18 protein-coding genes are annotated in these 18,180 nt (G+C 64.8%); 14 read left to right on the top strand and 4 right to left on the bottom strand.

Translation table 11 applies throughout. The features are described 5' to 3' along the window. The first annotated feature begins 32 nt into the window (after positions 1–32). The 12 genes from HCA61_RS20735 to HCA61_RS20790 all read left to right on the top strand — a co-directional run bounded on the left by HCA61_RS20735 (position 33) and on the right by HCA61_RS20790 (position 12,412). Positions 33–1,625: an AMP-binding protein gene (locus HCA61_RS20735; RefSeq protein WP_240959953.1), complete on the top strand. Its 1,593-nt coding sequence runs from the start codon at positions 33–35 to the stop codon at positions 1,623–1,625. Beyond that, the gene (locus tag HCA61_RS20740) at positions 1,618–1,845 is read left to right on the top strand and encodes a ferredoxin (RefSeq protein ID WP_169690076.1); all 228 of its coding nucleotides are present in this window, start codon (positions 1,618–1,620) and stop codon (positions 1,843–1,845) included. The genes HCA61_RS20735 and HCA61_RS20740 overlap by 8 nt, the downstream gene beginning before the upstream one ends. Beyond that, positions 1,838–3,070: a CoA transferase gene (locus HCA61_RS20745; RefSeq protein ID WP_169690077.1), complete on the top strand. Its 1,233-nt coding sequence runs from the start codon at positions 1,838–1,840 to the stop codon at positions 3,068–3,070. Before HCA61_RS20740 ends, HCA61_RS20745 begins: the two co-directional genes overlap by 8 nt. Further along, positions 3,067–3,501, top strand: coding sequence for an OB-fold domain-containing protein (locus HCA61_RS20750; RefSeq protein WP_247273095.1), 435 nt, complete (start codon positions 3,067–3,069; stop codon positions 3,499–3,501). The genes HCA61_RS20745 and HCA61_RS20750 overlap by 4 nt, the downstream gene beginning before the upstream one ends. Further along, entirely contained in the window at positions 3,498–4,694 is a 1,197-nt protein-coding gene (locus HCA61_RS20755) for a thiolase family protein (RefSeq protein ID WP_169690078.1), read from the top strand. The genes HCA61_RS20750 and HCA61_RS20755 overlap by 4 nt, the downstream gene beginning before the upstream one ends. Positions 4,695–4,777: 83 nt before the next feature. Next, positions 4,778–6,247 (top strand): aldehyde dehydrogenase family protein, encoded by a 1,470-nt coding sequence (locus HCA61_RS20760; protein WP_169690079.1) that lies wholly within the window; start codon positions 4,778–4,780, stop codon positions 6,245–6,247. Beyond that, on the top strand, positions 6,244–7,467 hold the full coding sequence (locus tag HCA61_RS20765; protein ID WP_169690080.1) for an amidohydrolase family protein: 1,224 nt from the start codon (positions 6,244–6,246) through the stop codon (positions 7,465–7,467). Before HCA61_RS20760 ends, HCA61_RS20765 begins: the two co-directional genes overlap by 4 nt. A gap of 40 nt (positions 7,468–7,507) precedes the next feature. Next, positions 7,508–8,293, top strand: coding sequence for an SDR family oxidoreductase (locus HCA61_RS20770; protein WP_169690081.1), 786 nt, complete (start codon positions 7,508–7,510; stop codon positions 8,291–8,293). After that, positions 8,290–9,546 carry a cytochrome P450 gene (locus HCA61_RS20775; RefSeq protein ID WP_169690082.1) on the top strand — a complete coding sequence of 419 codons (1,257 nt, stop codon included), beginning with the start codon at positions 8,290–8,292 and terminating at the stop codon, positions 9,544–9,546. Before HCA61_RS20770 ends, HCA61_RS20775 begins: the two co-directional genes overlap by 4 nt. 7 nt (positions 9,547–9,553) lie before the next feature. Next, positions 9,554–9,988, top strand: coding sequence for a nitroreductase family deazaflavin-dependent oxidoreductase (locus HCA61_RS20780; RefSeq protein ID WP_169690083.1), 435 nt, complete (start codon positions 9,554–9,556; stop codon positions 9,986–9,988). A gap of 21 nt (positions 9,989–10,009) precedes the next feature. Beyond that, positions 10,010–10,651, top strand: coding sequence for a TetR/AcrR family transcriptional regulator (locus tag HCA61_RS20785; protein WP_169690084.1), 642 nt, complete (start codon positions 10,010–10,012; stop codon positions 10,649–10,651). A gap of 240 nt (positions 10,652–10,891) precedes the next feature. Beyond that, on the top strand, positions 10,892–12,412 hold the full coding sequence (locus tag HCA61_RS20790) for an ABC transporter substrate-binding protein (protein WP_346777617.1): 1,521 nt from the start codon (positions 10,892–10,894) through the stop codon (positions 12,410–12,412). Positions 12,413–12,421: 9 nt separating this feature from the next. Here HCA61_RS20790 and deoC read toward each other — a convergent pair whose 3' ends face one another. Next, positions 12,422–13,087, bottom strand: a complete 666-nt coding sequence (deoC, locus tag HCA61_RS20795; RefSeq protein ID WP_169690086.1) for a deoxyribose-phosphate aldolase — start codon at positions 13,085–13,087, stop codon at positions 12,422–12,424. A gap of 108 nt (positions 13,088–13,195) precedes the next feature. After that, the gene (locus HCA61_RS20800) at positions 13,196–14,068 is read right to left on the bottom strand and encodes a TetR/AcrR family transcriptional regulator (protein ID WP_247273101.1); all 873 of its coding nucleotides are present in this window, start codon (positions 14,066–14,068) and stop codon (positions 13,196–13,198) included. A gap of 163 nt (positions 14,069–14,231) precedes the next feature. Between HCA61_RS20800 and HCA61_RS20810 the strand changes: the two genes are divergently transcribed. Further along, positions 14,232–15,110, top strand: coding sequence for a methyltransferase domain-containing protein (locus HCA61_RS20810; RefSeq protein WP_169690087.1), 879 nt, complete (start codon positions 14,232–14,234; stop codon positions 15,108–15,110). After that, positions 15,107–15,994, top strand: coding sequence for a formyltetrahydrofolate deformylase (gene purU / locus HCA61_RS20815; RefSeq protein ID WP_169690088.1), 888 nt, complete (start codon positions 15,107–15,109; stop codon positions 15,992–15,994). The genes HCA61_RS20810 and purU overlap by 4 nt, the downstream gene beginning before the upstream one ends. 16 nt (positions 15,995–16,010) lie before the next feature. Here purU and HCA61_RS20820 read toward each other — a convergent pair whose 3' ends face one another. Continuing rightward, positions 16,011–17,027 (bottom strand): alpha/beta hydrolase, encoded by a 1,017-nt coding sequence (locus HCA61_RS20820; RefSeq protein ID WP_169690137.1) that lies wholly within the window; start codon positions 17,025–17,027, stop codon positions 16,011–16,013. A 110-nt stretch (positions 17,028–17,137) separates the two neighbouring features. Continuing rightward, positions 17,138–18,082, bottom strand: a complete 945-nt coding sequence (locus tag HCA61_RS20825) for a diiron oxygenase (protein WP_169690089.1) — start codon at positions 18,080–18,082, stop codon at positions 17,138–17,140. Positions 18,083–18,180: the final 98 nt, after the last annotated feature.

Here is an 18,180-nt window from a genome sequence, read left to right on the forward strand (position 1 = left end):
ACTGTGCATCTGCGAAAGGTGTTGTGAAAACGTTGGTTACGAATCGACTGAGCTCGATTGTCCGCGAAGTCCCCCCATCCCTGCGCAGCTACTACGAAGAACAAGGGTGGTGGACCGGCGAAACGCTCGGCGAAATACTCGCAGACGGACTGAACAAGCACCCCGACATGGGATTTCACGTGCATTCCGCGGTTCGCCCGTACGAGGGAACCTTCGCCGAAGTCGAAGTTGTCGCACGCAGACTCGCCGCGGGCCTGAAGGCCCGCGGGATCGGCCCCGGTGATGTCATTGCAATGCAATTGCCGAACTGGATGGAAGCAGCCGCGACCTTCTGGGCATCCGCCCTGCTCGGCGCGGTGACGGTTCCGATCGTCCACTTCTACGGTCCGAAGGAACTCGGCTTCATTCTCGAGGACTCCGAGCCGCAGGTGTTCATCACGGCGGCACAGTTCGGGCGCATGACATACACGCCGGAAACCAGCGCACATGTGCCGATCGTCGGCGTGGTAGGGCATGATTTCGACGATCTGCTCGCCGACGTGCCGTTGCACGGCGTCCTGGAGGTGGACGCCGCCGCCCCCGCACTCGTCGCATATACGTCGGGAACGACACGAAACCCCAAGGGCGTCATCCACACTCATCAGACGCTCATCTGCGAGACGCGGCAACTGATGTCGAACTACGAACCCGGCCGAGGGCGCCAGCTCACCGCCCTGCCGGTCGGGCATTTCATCGGGATGCTGGGCGCGGTTCTGTTCCCCGTGCTCGACGCGATTCCCGCCGACATGTGCGACGAGTGGAACCCCACCCGAGTCATCTCACTCATGGACTCCGAAGGCGTAGCAATCGGTGGTGGCCCACCGTATTTCGTCACCAGCCTGCTCGACCATCCCGACTTCACGCCGGACCATCTACGCTTCTTCGGCCCGATCGGGCTGGGTGGATCCACCGTACCCGCGTCCGTCCCACGCCGCCTGACCGATCTCGGTCTCGTCGTCACCCGCTCGTACGGGAGCACCGAGCACCCCTCGATCACCGGATCCGCCACCACCGCACCGGAAGACAAGCGTCTTCTCACGGATGGTTGCCCACGGCCGGGTGTCGAGATCCGCCTGACCGAGGACGGCGAGATCGTCAGCCGCGGCCCAGATCTGTGCCTCGGATACACCGACGAGTCCCTTACCGCACGCGCATTCGACGACGAAGGGTGGTATCACACCGGAGACGTCGGAACTCTCGACGACGACGGTTACCTGACCATCACCGACCGCATGTCCGATCTCATCATTCGCGGTGGTGAGAACATCGGCGCAGCAGCGGTCGAGGACACACTGCTCACCATGGCATCGGTCGTCGAGGCCGTCGTCGTCGCCGCACCGGACGCGCGTCTCGGCGAGCGTGTGGCAGCGGTCCTGCGACTCGGAGAGGGACAGTCGATGCCCACACTCGACGAGGTCAAGGAGCATTTCGCGGCCGCGGGTGTCGCACGTCAGAAGTGGCCGGAAGAACTGCACCGGGTGGACGACTTCCCGCGCACCGCGTCGGGAAAGGTTCAGAAGAACCGAATTCGGAAGCTCGTCGCAGAGGCTGCACTACAAGATGTACCGGAGACGACACATGCCTGAAGAACAGTACGTGGTCGAACTCGATCGTGAGATCTGTATGGGATCGGGGGTCTGCGTCTCGTATGCCGCAGACATCTTCGCCATGGGCAGCGATGCTGCTGCCGAGGTGACGAACCCGATCGTGACGGATGTATCGGATGTCGAGGTCGCCGCGTCCGGCTGCCCCACCGGCGCCATCACCGTCACGCGCCGAACCCTGGAAGCGGAGAGCAATGATTGAGCAGGAAGCGAATACCGCGCCGCGTGCTTTCGACGGAGTCCGCGTCGTCGAGCTCGCGCAATGGGTGTTCGTACCCGTTGCTGCGGCGCTGCTCGCCGACTGGGGCGCCGATGTCGTCCGCATCGAGCCGCCCGACGGCGATCCGTACCGCGGCCTCGCGACCCAGGGCATCGGCGCCGACCGTGGCGGCCCCAACCTCTCGATGGCACTGGCCAACCGCGGCAAACGCTCGATCGCCCTCGATGTCCGGACCGACGAGGGCATCACTGTGCTGCACGAACTCCTCTCTTCGGCGGACGTGTTCATCACCAGCCTCCGGCCGGGCGCACTCGAACGCCTCGGACTGGACGCCGAGACCCTTCGTCAGCGCTATCCGCGCCTGATCTACGCGCGCGGACACGGGTTCGGTGCCCGCGGCGCCGATTCCGACAAGCCCGGATACGACAGCTCCGCATTCTGGGCACGCGGCGGGGTCGGCCACACACTCACTCCCACCGAACGCGACTACCCCATCAGCCAGCGCGGCGCGATGGGCGACCGCAACGGCGCGATGGCTCTGGCATTCGGAATCTCGACGGCGCTGCACGAACGGGAGAAGACCGGCGCGGGCACCGTCGTCGATGTGTCGCTACTCGCCACCGCTATGTGGATGCTGTCGTCGGACCTGCTCGTCGCACTCAACGGCGGCGAGGTGACCTCAGTGACGGGCCGTGGGCCGCAGGTCAATCCGCTCACGGGGACGTACCGGACCCGCGACCTTCGGCACATCCAGCTGATGTTCCTGCAGGGGGATCGCTATTGGCCGGCGTTCGCTCGGCTCATCGGACGCGACGACCTCATCGACGATCCCCGGTTCGTGGATATGACCGCTCGCCGGCAGAACAGTGCGGCGTGCGTCGAGGAACTGGACGGAATCTTCGCGAAATACACGTTGGACGAGTGGAAACAGATCCTCGGCGATCTCGACGCGCCCTGGGCACCGGTGCAGTCGGTGCACGATGTGATCGACGATCCGCAGGTCGCGGCCAACGGTTACGTCGGCGAGGTCCGGCTCGATGACGGGCACAGCTACCGGTTGCCCGCGGTGCCGGTGCAATTGGGTCAGGAGCCTCCCGCCCTGCGACGGGCACCCGAACACGGTGAGCACACCGAGGCCGTGCTGCTCGAACTCGGCTACGACTGGGAACGGATCGGGTCGCTCGCAGAGAAAGGTGTGATCCCGTGAGGGCACACGAAGCGAAGACACACCGCCCCCTGCCGGTGCCCGACTCGACCTCGGCTCCGTACTGGACTGCCGCAGCGGAACACCGACTCGAGTTGGCACGCTGCGGGCAGTGCCGCAACTTCGCCCACCCGCCCGACAGTGTGTGCCCGAACTGCGGATCCACCGACCCCGGTTTCGAATTCGCTCCGGTGAGCGGGCGCGGCACCGTGCGGTCCTGGACGACAGTGCGGCAATCCTTTCTGCCCGGGTTCGACGAGCTCCTTCCGTTCGTGCTGGTCGACGTCGAACTCACCGAGCAGCCGGAACTCCGCTTGATCGGCCGGTTGCTCGACGGACCCGACGTCGAACTCCGGATCGGGACACCGGTCGTCGCAGCGTTCGAGCAGCTGACCTCCGAGGTATCGGTGCCGGCCTTCGAGCTCGCGTCATGAACGGCTTCGCTCGCAACAAGGTCGCGATCGTCGGCTACGCGCAGAGCGACATTCGACGCACTGCCGGTCGCACACTCGGCGCCCTGACCGTGGACGTGGCCCGCGCAGCCGTCGCAGATGCCGGACTCGAGCTTGCACAGATCGACGGCTATGTCAGTTCGAGCCTGATGCCGAGTGCGAGCGGTCGTGTCTCAGAGGACGGTGTCAACACGGTGTCGTCCGCGTGGCTGGCGGGGCGCCTCGGCGGCACCCCGCGCTATGTCGCGGGGTTCGACGGGATCGGCCAGCTGACCGGCTCGGTGTCGATGGCCGTCAACGCAATTGCCAGCGGTGCCGCCGACTACGTCATCGTGCACCGCGCGCTGCACAATCCCACGGGCAGCTATCACGGCAATCCGATGCAGGAGGTCCACGGTCCACAACAGTGGACAGCGCCCCAGGGTTTCTTCGGGCCGCTGGCCATGATCGCCCTGCCGTACAACGAGTATCTGCAGCGGTACGGTGCCGAACCGGAATCCATGGCGGCCGTGGTCACCGAGGCCAGGAAGAACGGGGCGCGGATCCCGTGGTCGTACTGGTACAACCGTCCACTGGACCGTGAGGACTACCTTTCTGCGCCGGCACTGTTCGACCCGGTGTGCAGGTACGACTGCGATATCCCGGTCGACGGTGCCGCCGCGTTCGTGCTCACGAGCGCCGAACGCGCACAGGATCTCCCCCACCCGCCGGTGTACATCGCCGGATATGCGAACGGAATACCGTCGCGACGACGCCTCCCACTCCACTGGCCGCTGGACGACATCCTCGGCGCAGGAACCGAGTTGGTACGTCGACTCGAGGAATCCTCGGGGATCGGCATGAGTGAGATCGATCTGCCCCAGGTCTACGACGGTTTCTCCCCGTTCGTATGGTTCTGGCTCGAATCCCTGGGCCTGTGCCCACCGGGCGAAGCCCACCAATTCGTCGAGGAAGGCGGTATCGACAGCGATCGCCGCGGTGCGATCCCGGCACTGTCCGGAGGCGGCGCCCTCGGAAACGGCCGCATGCACGGTGTTCCTCAGATGCTCGAGTGCTATCTCCAGCTCTCGGGGCGCGCAGACACTCGGACGTTGGGCAACATGACGACCGCTGTCGCCTGCCATTCCTCGCCGCACTACGGCGGTGCCGTGGTGTATTCCGCCGAACGCTTCTGACACACATTCTTAAGCAAAACGAAATCATGCTGTTGTCCTAGCAAGAACTATGTTCTACTACTAGCAGGGAAAAGGGGGACAACTTGAGTATCCTCACCGAACGTCGTACCTACGTGGCCGGCGAATGGGTCACCGGCGACCGCGTCATCACAGTGGAGAATCCGGCCGACGAAACCCACGTCGCCGACGTCAGCGAGACACCCGTTGCCGAAGTCGAACGCGCCGTCCTCGCCGCCCGGACCGCCTTCGACGACGGAGTGTGGGCGCAGCGCACACCTCACGACCGGGCCCAGGTACTCCACAGGCTGATCGACCACCTCGAGGCGAACCACGAATCGATGGTCGACACCCTCGTCGCCGAGGCAGGACAACCCGCGCGGTTCGCCGACGAAACCCAGTGCCGCACAGGCGTATCGATCGCACGTCAGACGATCGACCTCTACCTGTCGATGCGACACGAGGAGGCAACCCCGGTCCCGGTCGACGACCTGACGCGGGGGCGGGTCGCGCTCAGCATCCTCCGACACGAACCGGTCGGGGTCGTCACCGCGATCACTCCGTACAACGCAGCACTCATCATGGCCCTGCAGAAGCTGATTCCCGCACTCATGGCAGGCAACTCGGTGATCCTGCGACCCAGTCCGCTCACCCCACTCTCGTCCCTGATCTTCGGGCACGCCGCCGACGCCGCAGGCCTGCCACCCGGCGTACTGAGTGTGGTGGCCGAGGAAGGCACCGAGGGCGCGCAACTGCTGACGACCCATCCCGCAGTCGACATGGTTTCGTTCACCGGATCCACTGTGGCCGGACGCAACATCATCGCGCAGGCCGCCCCGACCGTGAAACGCCTGTCGCTCGAACTCGGCGGCAAATCCGCGCAGATCTATCTGCCCGACGCCCTCGCACGTGTCGGCATCGGCGCAATGGGGGTAGTGGCCCGCACCGCAGGACAGGCCTGTGTCGCGGCGACACGCATGCTCGTCCCGCAGGAACACAAGGAGGAAGTTCTCGAACGAGTTGCCGCCGCGTACAATTCGATCAAGGTGGGGTCGCCCACCGACCCGACTGCATTGATGGGTCCGGTGATCAGTGCCGCACAGCGAGCCAAGTGCGAGCGATTCGTGCAACTCGCCGAGGAGCAAGGAGCCAAGGTCCGGACCGGCGGCAAACGCCCGGAAGGTCTCGATCGGGGTTACTACTTCGAGCCGACCGTCCTCGATCTGCCGAACAATGCCAACCCTGCGGCGCAGGAGGAGATCTTCGGACCCGTCCTCGGGGTCATCGGCTACCGAGACATCGACGACGCGGTGCGGATCGCCAACGACAGCGTCTATGGGCTGTCCGGCCAGGTGTACGGCGCCGACACCGCTACCGCAGTCTCGGTTGCCCGCCGGATCCGCGCGGGCGCCGTCAACGTCAACACCACCGTATTCAGCGCGCTCGCACCCAGCGGGGGCTACAAGCAGAGCGGACTCGGACGCGAACGTGGCCCCGAGGGCATCCGCGAATTCCAGGAAGTCAAGCACATGTCGATTGGAGAGCTCGCACAATGACCACATCGAACGGCACCCCGAACCTCGACCTGGACTGGCTCGTCTCGGTCGACGACCACATCCTCGAACCGCCCAACCTGTGGGTCGATCGCGTGCCGAAGAAGGACCGCGATCGTGCGCCCCACATGATCAAGGACGACAAGACCGGGATGGATGTCTGGGTCTACGACGGCAAGAAGTTCCCGAGCAGCGGCCTGAGCGCGGTCGCGGGCAAGTCCAAGGAAGAGTTCAGCCCCGAACCCCTCAACTACGACGAGATGCGACCCGGTTGCTACGACCCGCTCGCCCGTGTGGAGGACATGAACAAGGCCGGCATCCTCGCGTCGCTGTCGTTCCCGACGGTCACCCGCTTCTGCGGTCAGATGTTCATGGAGGCCAGCGACCGCGAGTTCGGATTCACCTGCCTGCAGGCCTACAACGACTGGCACCTCGAGGAGTGGGCCGGCGCGGCTCCGGGCCGCTTCATTCCGTTGATCCTCATCCCGCTGTGGGATCCCGCCCTCGCGGCGAAGGAGATGGAACGCTGCGCTGCCAAGGGCGCCACGACGTTCGCCTTCTCCGAGAACCCCGAACCGCTGGGTCTGCCCACCATTCACGACAAGGACCGCTACTGGGATCCCGTCATGGCTGCCGCCAACGATCTCGACATGGTGGTCTCGATGCACGTCGGCTCGTCCTCCACGGTGCCACGGGTCTCGAAGGATTCGCCGTTCCTGGCCAATCTGGCATGGGGCGCGACACGGACTTCGGGAGCAATGCTGACGTGGCTGTTCAGCAGCATGTTCCAGCGCTACCCCAACCTCAAGATCGCGTTGTCCGAAGGTGAGATCGGCTGGGTGCCGTACTTCCTCGAACGTGCCGAGCAGGTACTCGACAAGCAGCGGTACTGGATCCAGCGCGGTGCGCAGTGGAGCGACCACGGCAACAACGACCTGGATCTGGACAACCTCGATGTTCGGGAAGTATTCCGGAAGCACATCTTCGGTTGCTTCATCGAGGATCATCACGGAATCGCCAGCATCGACGAAATCGGCGAGGACAACATCATGTGCGAGACCGACTACCCGCACTCCGATTCGACGTGGCCCAACTGCATCTCGGTGGTCAAGAAGCAGATCGAGCATCTGACGCCCGAACAGCAGTACAAGATTCTGCGTGGCAATGCCGAGCGGCTGTACCGATTCACTCCGGCGCAGCCCCCGGTCCTGGCCGGAGTCTGACCTTGCTCCGCCCGAACAAGGAACCGAACAGGAATATGCCATGAATCGATTGCTCGAAGGCAAATCCGCCATCGTGACGGGAGCGGGCTCGGGAGTGGGCCGCGCGACCGCCTTGCGCCTCGCCGAAGAGGGCGCACGGGTCGTGTGCGCCGACATCGATGTGGATGAGGCGAAAGAAACCGTCCGTCTCGTCGAGGCCGACGGCGGCGCCGCAACGGCGGTCGGGGCGGATGTGTCCGACGAAGACCAGGTCGTAGCGATGGTGCGGGCAGCGGTCGAGCAGTACGGCCGACTCGACATCCTCGTCAACAATGTCGGGATCCCCACTCCACGACTGGGCGCAACCTTCGAGGAACACACCCGCGAAGACTTCCAGCGCCTGGTCGGGGTGAATCTGGGTGGCGTCTTCTTCGGGAGCAAGCATGCCGTCCTGCAGTTCAAGAAGCAGGGTTCGGGCGGTGCGATCGTCAACACCGGGTCGGTGGCCGGCCTCGTCGCGTGGGGCGGTTCGGTGTACGGCGCAACCAAAGGCGCCGTACACCAGTTGACGCGCGCGGTGGCGATCGAGGGAGCGCCCCACGGTATCCGGGTCAACGCCATTGCCCCCGCAGGGATGCCGCTGACCGGGTTCATGACAGCGGGCGGGCTCGACCCCGAAGTCAACGCTCGACCCGAGGTCACCGACCGCATCGCCACCCAACACCCCCTCGGCCGATTCATCACTGCTGAGGATTGCGCGGAGGCGATCCTGTACCTGGCCTCCGACATGGCGAAGAACGTCACCGGCGTCGTCCTGCCGGTGGATGGAGGGTATGTCGCACGATGAAGACCACATCGCTCGACCGAGACCGGGTACGCGAGTTGTTCGACCTGCAGGGGTCGTACAACGAGGCCACCGGCGGAAAGTTCTCCGAGGATCCGTATCCGATCTGGAACCGGCTCCGCGGAGAGAAGCCGGTCCACCGGGGTACTGTCCACGAGCTCACCGGGATCTCGGAATCACTGATGTTCCAGGGGCTCCCGTACCCCGATCGCGAGCACTTCTCGGTGTTCAGTTTCGAGGCCTGCAATGAGGCCTTCCGGAATCCGAAGGTCTTCGCGTCGTCTCCCGAGGCCGTGGACATCGACCCCGAGTCGGGTTCGCTCGTCCACAACAGCATGTTGTCGATGGGCGGAGTGCAACACCGGCAGTACCGCAGCCTGGTCCAGCCGTCGTTCCTTCCGTCGAACGCACAGTGGTGGATCCAGAACTGGATCGAGGAAGCGGTCCACCTCTTGATCGACGGGTTCGTCGACGACGGGCATGCCGAATTGAACGTCGACTTCTGCGCTGCCATACCGATTCTCACCATCACCGGAAGCTTCGGTGTGCCGATCGAGCAGGCACTCGACATTCGTGAAGCCTTGACCCGCGACAAGCAGAAGATCATCGACATCCTCGCTCCGATCGTCGCAGCACGGCGGGAGGTACCGCAGGACGACCTGATCAGTGTTCTGGTGCAGGCCGAGCGGGCCGACGAATCCGGTGCCACACAGCGTCTTTCGGACGAGGAGATCTACACCTTCTCGCTGTTGCTGCTCGCCGCGGGATCGGGCACCACCTGGAAGCAGATGGGGACCACCATCACCGCGCTGCTTCAGCGTCCGGACGTGCTCGCTGCGGTACGCGAGGACCGGTCCCTGTTGCGCGCGGCGATCGAGGAGACTCTGCGGTGGATGCCGACCGATCCGATGTTCTCGCGGTGGGTCACCGAGGACATCGACTTCTACGGTCAGGACATTCCGAAGGGTTCGGTCGTTCACCTGTGCGTCGCCGCCGCGAACCGTGATCCGGAGCGGTGGGAACGACCCGACGAGTACGACATCACCCGGACCACGAAGTCGACGCTCGCATTCGGCCAGGGCGCCCACATCTGCCTGGGCATGCACGTGGCCCGCGGGGAGATGACCGTGGGCATCAACGCCTTGCTCGACAGGCTCCCCGGACTACGGCTCGATCCGGCGGCCGAGCCCCCGAGACTTGTCGGGATGTACGAGCGCGGAGCCACCGCGATTCCTGTCCTCTTCGATACGAAATGAGGTGACCATGGCAGAGACCGAGTACACGCAGACGGATATCAGTCTCCGGGGTGACGAACATATCCGCGTCTATCGCGAAAGCGGTGGAAAGCAGGGGTACATCTGGAACGGTGTGCCGACGCTACTGCTCACTGTGACCGGCCGGCGTTCGGGAATGCGGAGGACGTCCGCACTGATCTTCGCCAGGGATGGCGACGACTATCTCGTCGTCGCCTCGAAGGGCGGCGCACCGCAGCACCCGCTGTGGTACGTGAACCTTCAGGCCGATCCGCACGCGGAGGTACAGGTCCTGGACAGGACGCTGTCGGTGGTGGCGCGAACCGCCACCGACGAGGAGAAGCCCCGGCTCTGGAAGATCGTCACGGACGCGTGGCCGAACTACGACCTGTACCAGTCCCGAACCGACCGCGACATCCCGGTCGTCGTCCTGTCACCGACGTGACGACGTCTAGAATCAGAGACCATGTCCCGAGCTGAGGAACGAGCGGTCGAACGATCCGTGGCCGTCCAGCGGTCACGTTCGCGCGTCGAGAATCAGATCCGTGCGATCCTCGACGCGGCGCACCGCCTGGTCGAGGCGAAGGGGGACGCGTTCACGACCCAGGAACTCGCGAAGGAAGCGGGAGTGGCCCTCCAGACCTTCTATCGCTATTTCGCGAGCAAGGACGAGTTGCTCCTCGCTGTCATCAGCGACGGGCTCAGCGACGCATGTCGACAGATGACCGTCACCGCCGACGATCTCACCGACCCATTGCAGCGACTGCGCTTCTTCATCACCGCTTCGCTGGGGGGCCGGTCGAGGGACCCGGAACGCTATACGCTCGCCCAGTTCATCGTGGCCACCCATTGGCGGTTGCATCGTGTCTTCCCGAAGGAACTCGCCGAGGCCGACCGCCCCCTGGTCGACCTCATCCACACCGAGATCCGGGCGGCCGCGGACGCCGGCCTGGTGACGTCCACCGACACCGAACAGGACGCATGGTTCATCGTCGAGCTCACCCGCTCGGTGTACCACCACTACGCGTATGCGGCGGGCACCGTCGCTGAGGTCCAAGAGCAGCTGTGGCAATTCTGCCTCCGCGCGCTCGGTGGTCCGCTGCGCTGACCTTCGCTCCTCATCGGATCCGACAGGGCCGACGCCCAGTCGTATTCGAGGCCGTCCCGGCCGTAGATCTTTCCGCTCGATTCGTCTCGTCGCGCGCACTCACAGCCGGCATCCGAGTCGTCACGAGAACCATCGAGCATCGCTCGTCGAAATCTCCCAACCCACAACCTGATCGAGAGGTCGTCGATGATCCGCCGTAGACGAATACGGAAGTTACCGGCCGCACTACTGTCCCTCACGTTGTTCACGTTCGTCGCCGCGTGTGGCAGTGGCGACGCCTCCGACGGGGGCGCCACCGGCAACGACGGAGAACCCGTCGCCGGCGGCTCCGCCACGATCCTGGAGATCGCGGAACCACCGACGCTCGACCCCGCCAAGCTGTCGAACACCTGGGCTCATATGGCCCCCTTGGGAAATGCCCTCTACGGCACCCTGATGGTCAACAGCACCGAAGACTTCGAGATCGAATACAAGATGGCCACCGACTTCGCCACCACCGACGGCGGAACCACTTTCGATCTGAAGCTGCGGCCCGGTCTGACCTTCACCGACGGCACCCCTCTCGATGCCGCGGCGGTGAAGTACAACTGGGACCGCCTGAAGGAACCGGCAACCGGTTCCACTGCGATCCGGGTCGCCAGTCAGATCGCGAACACCGACCCGATCGATGCCGAGACCCTCCGCGTCACCCTGGTGGCGCCGAACCTCCAATTTGCACAGGGCATCGCTGCGACGTCGTTGAACTGGATCGCTTCTCCCACCGCGCTGGAGAAGGGCGCAACAGCATTCGACGATGCTCCGGCCGGGGCAGGACCGTTCAAGGTTGTGCGCTGGACGCGCCAGGGCGAGATCGAGATGGAGAAGAACCCGGACTACTGGGACGCGCCCAAACCGTACCTCGACACATTGACGATTCGCACCGCCCACGAGGCCACTCAGCGTATGAACGCAATGACCACCGGCGCAGCAGATCTCGCATCCGAGTCCAGTGCCAACAACATCATTGCTGCCGAGGCGCAGGGGTTGAACACCGAGGTGGTTCCGACCGGCGGTGGTCAGATCATCGCAATGAACCATCGTCGAGCTCCGTTCGACGACATCCGTGCCCGGCAGGCCGTACAGCTCGCACTGGACACCGACAATCTGAATCTCATCGTCTACAACGGTGAGGGTGTCGTGCCGGAAACCCTGTTCGCAGAGGAATCGCCGTACTATCAGGACCTCCCCTTCCCCGAGACGAACTCCGAGGAAGCGCAGAAACTGTTCGACGAACTGGCCGCCGAGGGCAAGCCCGTGTCGTTCACGTTCATGTCGTATCCGGCCAGTGAGAGCAAGACGCTTGCCGAGGCCGTCCAAGCCCAGCTCAGCGCCTACGACAATGTCGATGTGAAGGTCGAGATCCACGATATCACCAACGCCCACGCGCGCACCGCGGCACGCGACTTCGACATGTCGATCACGTCGGCGATCGTCCAGGATCCCGACTACGGACTGTGGTCGGCCTTCCATTCCACGTCGCCCGGCAACTTCATGGGCGTCAGCGACCCGGAGCTCGACGAGGCACTCGACCGCGGGCGCGAGTCCGCATCACAGGACGAACGTGTCGCGGCCTACAACACGGTCGAGGAGCGTCTCGCGGATCTCTCGGTCGGTGTCTTCTACACGAAGGCGACACCGGGCGTCATCTACGGCGAAGATGTCCACGGTGTGGAGCTCTATACTCTGGGTTCGCCTCTGGTGGAGGAGATCTGGATCAACTGAGTCGACAGGTCAATCCGGGAGCCCGTCGAGCACCGCGCGGCTACCGGACAGACCCAGCCGAGTGGCTCCGGCTTCGAGCATCCGCACCGCGGCCTCCGCGGTGCGGATGCCGCCGCTCGCCTTGACCCCGAGCCTCCCACCGACCGTTTCCGCCATGAGCTGCACCGCGTGCTCCGATGCTCCCCCGGCGGGATGAAAGCCGGTGGAGGTCTTGACGAAGTTCGCACCGGCTTTCTCCGCCGCTCGGCATACCTCGACGATCGCTTCGTCGGAGAGCACAGCCGACTCGATGATCACCTTGAGCACCGGATCGAATCCGATCGCCTCGCGGACGGTGAGGATGTCGGCGAGCACAGCGTTGTAATCGCCTGCGACCGCAGCTCCGACGTCGATGACCATGTCCACCTCGCGGGCACCCTGCTCGACGGCGAGGCGCGCTTCGGCGCCCTTGATGAGTGAATGGTGCTTACCCGACGGGAAGCCCACCACCGTTGCGACAACCACACCGTCCGCACGCACCGGCAGCATCGACGGTGAGACACACACCGCGTACACACCGAGATCCCGGGCTTCGTCGACGAGGGCCTGCACGTCCGCCGTGGACGCTTCGGGCTTGAGAAGGGTGTGGTCGATCATCGAGGCGACCTGTGAGCGGGAGAACGTGATATCCGGCATGCTGTCAGCTTTCCACACGTCGGAATCGTGTGCCGCAGTCGGCGACGCCGGGATATATCGTCCGATATCCCTGCCCGTTCGACGAGTTCAGCGAACGTTCCAGAGTGTCTACCCCTCCGGCCCCTGCCCTTCCGGTGACGCTCCGAGCGCTCGGAGAATGAACGGGAGCGTGCGGGCCACCGCCTCGTCCGGTCGACCCCCGGCGATCAAGACCGAGCGTTGCGTCTCCAGGCAGGCCATGACAAGCCGGCCCGTATCGGTCGGATCCGACTCCTCGAACACTCCGTGGTCCATGCCGTCGCGCAGGAGTGCTTCGACAAGTTCGACCAATGGTGCGATATGGGTGACGAACTGTTCACGATCCTTCGGGGACAGCGCCGACGCCACCGACTCTCCGACACCGCGTTGCAGCGAGAACTCGATCAGTACGAGCTTGATCAGCACCTGCAGCCGGTCGAGGGGGTCTGCCCGGTCTTCCAGTTCTCGCTGTGCCAGGGCGATGAAGCGCGTCATCTCCCGCTCGGACCATGACATGAGCAGCGCGGTCTTGTCGGGAAAGTAGTTGTACACCGCAGTCCGCGCGACGCCCGCCTTCTCGGCGATCGTCTGCAATTTGACGCCTTCCCAGCCATTCTCGTGGAACTCGACCGCGAACGCATCGAGCATTGCCTCCCTGGTCGCGGCTTTGTGCTCCGCCACTGTGGCACCACCGGTCAGTTTCGGCATGGCAATACCCTCACACTCACTTGTCGTCGGCAGATCGAACAGATCGGCCACCACCCGATAGTCACCTTGCCACGCAGCAACATGGTCGAGTACCAGCACCGATGACAGGCGGGCCAGTGATTCGGCGACCGTGTCGACCTCGGCGACACCGAGTTGCGTGCGTCGGGCGAGGCGCTCCAGTTCGGCGGTGATGGTCCGCCGCACTTCGTGCTGCACGAGGTGGACGATTCCCGACGGGGTAACCAGCAGATCCACCGGCTCCTCCTTTGTGATGACGTGTCGTCACATAAATCTCGCAGCACGGACCTCACACAGCCGCATTGTTGTGACGAATTGTCGTCAAAAACACACTCCTCGGCCCCGCTCGCGGACGGTGCGACAGGCCGGCGAGCGTCGCCGAGGCCGGTAGATTGACGAAATGAGCGACAATCCGGCAGAGACGGCCCGCACATTCGACGACGCGAGCCTCACCTTCGACCTTCTCACCGACACGGTATGGGGCCCGACCGGAAACGCACTGTCCTTCCAACTCGGACTCGGTCCCGGCGCCACAGTGCTGGACGCATGCTGCGGTGCGGGTGCGTCAGCACTCCCCATCGCGGCAGCAGTCGGCCCGACGGGCCGCGTGCACGGCGTCGACATCTCCTCCGACCTACTCGAAAAGGCCCGGTTGCTCGCCGAGGCACGAGCATTGCAGAACATCGACTTCGTGTGTGCGGACGTGACGACCTGGGAGGCGCCGTCCAACATCCCCACCGACGGGTACGACGCCCTCGCGATCTCCTACGGCGTGTTCTTCCTTCCGGACATGCACCGGGCGTTCGCACGCCTCGCCGGTCTCGTGCGACACGGCGGCCGGGTGGGTGTGACGGTGTGGCGCGAGGGGGCACTGGAGGACTACTCACGAGTCGTGTTCGATGTCGCATCGCGCTTCAATCCCGACCTCACCGAACGCGGATCACTGCGTGCGAGGACGCCCCTCCACGAGATCGACACTCCCCACACGCTCGAAGCGTGGCTCGCTGACGCAGGCACCCACTCCGTGGACGTGCGAGTCCTGTCGAACCTGTTGCCCGCCACCGACGAACTCTGCTGGAACCTCGTCACCGGCACCGGTTACCGGGCAGCGCTGAACGGTCTTCACGACGACGAGGTCGCGGCGGTCCGGCGCGGCATCGCCGACGAGGTGACCGCGCGCGGTATCCACACCATCGACTTCACCACGCTCGTAGGCACCGCCACCGTACGACGTCCCCCGACAGCCGCTTCCAGGCACCTGAGACAATCGCGAGCATGACTCGTTCCACCTCGACCGACGACCGCCGTTACGTGTTGACCCTGGGCTGCCCCGACAGCACCGGGATCGTCGCAAAGATCTCCACCTTCCTCGCGGAGGTCGGAGGGTCAATCGTCGAGGCTGCCTACCACGCAGATCAGGACAGCGGCTGGTTCTTCACCCGGCAGGCTGTGCGGGCCTCGTCCATCCCGTTCGGCATCGACGAACTGCGGGAGAAGTTCGCCGTGGTGGCCGACGGAATCGGCCCGGAGACCGAATGGACGCTGTCCGACACCGGACAGCGCAAGCGCGTGGTGCTGCTCGTCAGCAAGGAAGCTCACTGCCTGCACGATCTGCTCGGACGGGTCGCGGCCGGTGAGCTCCAGGCCGAGGTGTGCGCGGTCGTCGGCAACCACCGAGACCTCGAGAAGGTCGCGCGCCGCCACGGCATCGACTACCACTACGTCTCGTTCCCGTCCGACCCCGCCGAGCGCGGCCCGGCGTTCGAACAGGTTCGCAAGATCGTCGACTCGCACAATCCGCACGCCGTCGTCCTCGCACGGTTCATGCAGGTCCTGCCTGCAGACCTGTGCGAACACTGGGCCGGACGCGCCATCAACATCCACCACAGCTTCCTGCCGTCCTTCGTGGGCGCCCGGCCGTACCATCAGGCCTTCACCCGCGGCGTGAAGCTCATCGGCGCGACGTGCCACTACGTGACGGCGGAACTCGACGCGGGCCCGATCATCGAACAGGACGTCATTCGGGTGAGCCACCACGACAGCGTCGGAGACATGGTTCGACAGGGACGCGACGTGGAAAAGCTCGTCCTCTCCCGCGGCCTGCGATGGCACCTCGAAGATCGAGTGCTCGTGCACGGCCGGAAGACCGTGATCTTCAACTGAAGATTCGTCGTCCGGTCTAGGAGACCACGGCTCCGGCGCGCTCGACGAGGTGCAGCACTTCATCGTCGAACGCGTCGATGGCTTCGACGGAACTCATGTGGCCGATGCCGTCCAGCACGACCAGGCGCTCGAGATTTCCCGCCGCCTCCAGGCCGGCCGCGAGCCGTCGCGCATGCACCGGAGGTGTGAGCCGGTCGGCGGTGCCGACGAGCACCGTCGTGGGAACGTTCAGATTCTCCAGGCCTTCGTGGATATCGAGGGTGCTCAGGGCGAAGCCCCAGCCGCCTCGCGTGCGCGGAGGGCACCCGAGCACGATCTTCTCGCAGAAGTCGACCTCTGCCGCACTCGCCGACGGTGAGAGTGCCACGTATTTGAGGGCTCGAGTCGTGAACTTCGACTCCACCAGCGGCAGCTGTGCACCCAGCAGCGGGCGTGCCACCTTCACCGGCACCCGCGGGAACCGTTCGGGGAGCGCGATCAGAGCGGCGTGCGCGACGAGGTTGTCCATCCCGGTACTGGCCAGAAGCACACCCGCGGCCTTCTCCGAGACCTGCTCGGGGAACCGCTCGGCCCACGCGATGATGCTCATTCCGCCCATGCTGTGCCCGGCAAGCACCGCTTTGCGGCCGGCCGGGACCACCGCGTCGAGGACCGCAGCGAGATCGTCGGCCAGGACGTCCGGTCCGAGTGGGCGTGTGCCTGCCTCACTCGAGCCGTGTCCGCGCTGGTCGTAGACGACAACTCGGTATCGGTCGGCGAATGCGTTGATCTGCGGGGCCCAGTACATTCCGCTGCACGTCCACCCGTGACTGAACACCAGCGGTTGTGCGTCCGGATCGCCGTAGGCGAGCACGTGGAGCAGCGCACCGTCGTCCGTCCGGACCTCGATCTGCTCGGCTTCCATACTCGGGGTGGAGAGCAGTGCGTGGGGAGCGACATCCGTTGTCCGCACCACGGTGGAGCGGGAGCGACGCGCGGCGACGACGCCCGCCACGACACCGGCGAGCGCACTCGCGCCTGCCGCGAGCAGCATTGTCTGACGACGGGTGGGCTTGTTCACGTATGTTCTCCTGCGTGCATGTCCGGGTGGTCCCGGTGATCGATTGTCGGTGTGGTCGGGTCAGCGTCGGGTGGGCACACGGCTCACAGCACGTGTGCCTTGCGAAGCAGGTGCGCCGACGGACCGCCGATCAGGCCCACCGAGTCGAGGAACTCGACCGTGCGTCGCGTCCCCTGCCGCAGTTTGTCGTGGTAGTGCGTGTTTGCGCGTGCGGCGGCCTTCGCCTCGGCGATGTCCAGGCCTGCCGCCGCGTATACCTGGTCGTTGATCAGGTTCGTCACGATCAAGTAGCCCGATACGCCCAGATGCATGCGGACGTACGCGCGCTGGGCTCGCGTGGCCGTGCGCATCCTGCGTTCGGTTTCCTCGCGCGCGTACCGAATGTGCCGCGATTCTTCGACGACGTGAATATGGCTGACCGTGCGGGTGAGTGGCTGCACCCGTTCGTCGCGCATGAAGTCGCGCTGCATCATGTCCAGGATTTCCTCGGCGAACAGCGTTGCACCGAATGCAAGCGCACCCGACGCGACGGCCTTGAAGCCCCGTCCGCTCACGCGGATCCACCGCTTCGGGCGGTAGGACGGCACACCTAGTCGCTGCGCCGAACGCGCGAACATGATGGAGTGACGGCACTCGTCGGCGATCTCGGTGAGACCGAACTGGACGTACGCGCTGGAAGGATCCTGCTGGTAGAGGTCTCGGATGAGCATCTGCATGAGGATCATCTCGAACCAGATGCCCGTTCCGGCGATACTCGCTGCTTCGTGTGTGGTGAGAACGATCCGTTGCTGCTCCGACATCCGCTCCCACAGGTCCGTGCCGTAGAGACTGGACCATTCGGGAGTCATCCCGTATTTGTCGCCCGGGATCGGAGCGTCCCAGTCGATCTCGAATGCGGGGTCGTACGACTTGCGTGCCGCTGAGTCGAGGAGTCGTTGTGCTGTGCCCTGCTTACCGTCGGTTGCGGACGACCCGCGTACCCGACCGGGCGCACTCTCGATCGACCCGTTGGTTCGAGTGATGGACATCGCGAACCACCTCGTCTCGAATAATATCCGTTACTCGAAGTGTCATTATCTGAATCACACTTGTCAAGAGGTGGGGTCGGACGATCGCCGATCGAGGC

The organism is Rhodococcus sp. HNM0563, assembly GCF_012726195.1.
In the GTDB taxonomy this organism is placed as follows: domain Bacteria; phylum Actinomycetota; class Actinomycetes; order Mycobacteriales; family Mycobacteriaceae; genus Rhodococcus.